Source organism: Brachyspira catarrhinii (assembly GCF_005518285.1).
Lineage (GTDB): Bacteria > Spirochaetota > Brachyspiria > Brachyspirales > Brachyspiraceae > Brachyspira > Brachyspira catarrhinii.
Genome location: NZ_SJDU01000247.1, coordinates 1 through 3545 on the forward strand (window position 1 = coordinate 1; position 3545 = coordinate 3545).

A 3545-nucleotide genomic window follows, 5' to 3' on the forward strand; every position below is an offset into this window, starting at 1 on the left:
GTTACCTTTGCATCGCATCGCATCGCATCGCATCGCATCGCATCGCATCTAAATCATAATATTTTTTGCGGAGAAATTTATTTTTTAAAACTTTATTTCTCTTTTTGCTGTGCATACTTTTTATTGGTATATACTATAATATTTAATTTTATATTAGAAATTTATATTTGCAGATTTCACTTTACTGTAACAATTTATAAGAATACATTTTTATTAAATGCAATTCATTTATTAATAAACAAACTAATTGGAGGTATAAATTATGAAAAAAAATGTATTAATGTATGAAATGGATTCTTTTTCGTATGTGGATAGCATAAAAAGGTGGAATAAAACTATAATTATTCCAGTAGGGGCAATAGAACAACATGGTCCTCATATGTCTATGAATGTAGATGTGAATTTATCGCTATCTATATCTAAAGGAATAGCTGAGAAAATAAATTGCATAGTTGCATATCCAATAACTTATGCCGCTAAGTCTCAGCAAAGGTCAGGAGGAGGATATCATTTAATAGGAACTACAAGTATAGAAGGGAACACATTGATTTCGTATGTTAAAGATATCATCAAAGAGTATATTAGACATGGATTTAAAAATATTATTTTAATAAATGGACATTTTGAAAATAATTCTTTTCTTATGGAAGGAATCGATTTGGCACTTAACGATACTAAAGATAGTTTTAGAAAAATAGCTTTATTGTCATATTGGGATTTTGTTCCCGAAGAAACTATAAATAAATTATATCCAGATGGATTTACTGGTTGGGCATTAGAGCATGCTGGAGTTATGGAAACTTCCCTAATGCTTTATCTTTATCCAGATTTGGTAAACATGAAAAAAGTATTAGATTTACCACCTGCTGATTTACCTTTATATGATATATATCCAATAATACCAGAAAGAACGCCTAAATCGGGATGTTTATCGTCTCCAAAAAACGCTTCGGTAGAAAAAGGAGAAATATTATATAAAGTTTGCGTTGACGGTATTTCAAAAGCGTTAAAAAAAGAATATTCAATATAAATAATTAAACTAATTTTTAAGGAGATTTTTATGCAACAGAAAAATAACGATGAATACAGCAATAGAGAGAGAATAGACCTTATTATTAAAATAGTAAGTAGTGTAATAGTTATATCTGTGGTTCTATTGGCTTTATTATTTCATGAAGAGGCTTCTAATGTAATTAATTATATTAGAACACTGGTTACGAAATATCTAAATTGGTATTTTGTAGCATTAGCTTCAAGTTTTTTATTATTTTCTATATGGCTTATTTTTGGAAAATATGGCAAAGTTGTATTAGGCGGCCCCGATGCAAAACCAGAATTTAATAGATTTGCATGGTATTCTATGCTTTATGCATGCGGACAAGGAGTCGGTATGATATTCTGGGGAATAGCAGAACCTATTATGATGTTTGGAAGCGATAAATTTGCTCCAGCAATGTCTCTTGAAAATATAGAGTATGCTATGAATTGGACATATTTTCACTGGGGAATTCATGCTTGGGCAATTTACTGTATAGCGTCTATATGTATGGCGTATTCTCTTCATAATTCTAAAAAACCTCTAACTTATAGAGATACGATTTTAGATTTATTCCCAGTAAAGAGTAGAGGGGTTTTATCCGTATGTATAGAAACAATTGCAATTTTAACAACGGTATTAGGATTGTCAACATCTTTTGGTTTTGCAATAGTTCAATTTGCATCTGGTTTAGAAATTTTATTTAATATTAAAATAACATTATTACATCATCTTATTATTATAGTTGCTTTAGCTATAATAGTTGGCGTTGAAATGTCGACTGGAATTCATAGAGGAATTAAAATAGTTAGCGAAACTAATACCATATTCTCTTTGATAATTTTAACATTAATGATTATAGTGGGACCTACTTTATTTATACTTCATTTATTTGTCGAAAGTTTAGGAAGTTACTTATTTAATTTATTCCCTATGGGTTTTTATACCGACTCAACTTCTATGATAGCTGGTTTTTCTAAATGGCAAGAGAGTTGGAGCGGTTGGTGGACGGTATTTATATGGTGCTGGACATTTGCCTTTGCTTCATTTACTGGAGGGTTTGTAGCAAAAATATCCAAAGGAAGAACTATAAGAGATTTTATGATTGGGGTTATAATAGTTCCTTCTTTATTTGTTATAATATGGTCATGTATAATGGGCGGAAGCGCCATTTATTATGACATAAAGAGTGCAGGAGCGGTATCGGAAGCTGTAGCTGTAGATAATTCAATGGGTATATTTACTATGTTCCAAAATATGAATATTGGATTTTTAACTTCTATATTAACTTTACTTGCCACTATATTGGTTGGCACTTATTATATATCATCATTGGATTCTGGAATAATTGTATTGTCGGATTATGTTTCTTCTGAAAGAAGCAAATCGAATATATTTAAAATAGTGTTACTAATTTTAGTTACATCCGTGTGTTTAGTGCTTTTTATAATAGGCGGAACTCATGCATTAACGACTGTTCAGATAGCGACTATAATAGCGGGCGTTCCTTTTTCCGTGCTTACGATATTAATGTGTATAAATTTAGTTAAAAGATTAAAAAAGGACAACTAACTTTATTTTTATTAAGAACCAATTTATTTTACGGCGCTAATCTTTTTATATATGAGAGATTGGCGCATTTTTTATAATGTCAATAGAAAGATTAAATTTTAAACATTAATTATAGTTTTATAAATATTTTCTCAATTCGTTTTCCATTAATTTAATCGCGTTATTTAAAATATTTTCTTCCAATGGCTTAATTAACCACGCTATTATAATCTTGTATAATATCTTTTACGGAATACATTTTTTATTCCTTTAATTCAAATAATTCTTTTATTTTGTTTATTCTACTTTCGGCAGTTTTGCAATATTCTTCCGATATGTCTATTCCTATAAATTTTCTATTTAATTGCTTTGCCATTTTTGTTGTCGTTCCCGCTCCGTTAAAAGGGTCAAGAACAATATCGTTTTTATAAGAAAATAATTTAAGCAGCCTTTTAACCAATTCCTCTGGAAACATCGCGTCATGTTTATATTTTTTCATGTTTCGTTCTGGAGCTATACTCCATTTGCCGTAAACCCATTTTTTAAACTCTTCCGCTTCTATATCTATATTATTTTTTTCGCCTTCTTTTTTCAAAGAATTCTTGCAAAATATTTCCACAAACTCCCAAGAATATTTTAAATATGGCGAAGAAGGACTTTTCCAACTTCCCCAAGTGCAATATTTACAATTATAATTATTCTTTTCCCAAATTATCTCGCCTTTCCAAATCAAACCTTCTTTTAAGAAAAAATTGCTGATTAAATGATGCGTTGGAATATAATCCGAAAACATAGGTTGAACATTTATGATAATCCTCCCGCTGTCTTTCAAAACTCTTATGCATTCTTTAAAAATATTAAATAATTTGTCAAAATAATCTTCCCAAATATTGACATCGTTCGTATTCTCGTAATTTATTCCAAAATTATAAGGCGGAGATGTCAATACTATATATAT

The 3545-nt window shown here is 29.6% G+C and carries 3 protein-coding genes; 2 read left to right on the plus strand and 1 reads right to left on the minus strand.

The genetic code is table 11. The annotated features are described in order from the left end of the window. Window positions 1-262 precede the first annotated feature (262 nt). Window positions 263-1030, plus strand: a complete 768-nt coding sequence (locus EZH24_RS08830; RefSeq protein ID WP_137998796.1) for a creatininase — start codon at window positions 263-265, stop codon at window positions 1028-1030. Window positions 1031-1060: 30 nt separating this feature from the next. Next, a complete protein-coding gene (locus tag EZH24_RS08835; RefSeq protein WP_137998797.1) occupies window positions 1061-2608 on the plus strand; it encodes a BCCT family transporter in 1548 nt (515 codons plus the stop codon). A 241-nt stretch (window positions 2609-2849) separates the two neighbouring features. Here the strand turns inward: EZH24_RS08835 and EZH24_RS08840 are convergent. Continuing rightward, the coding region (locus EZH24_RS08840; RefSeq protein WP_137998798.1) for a DNA-methyltransferase at window positions 2850-3545 on the minus strand (696 nt) is incomplete at its 5' end.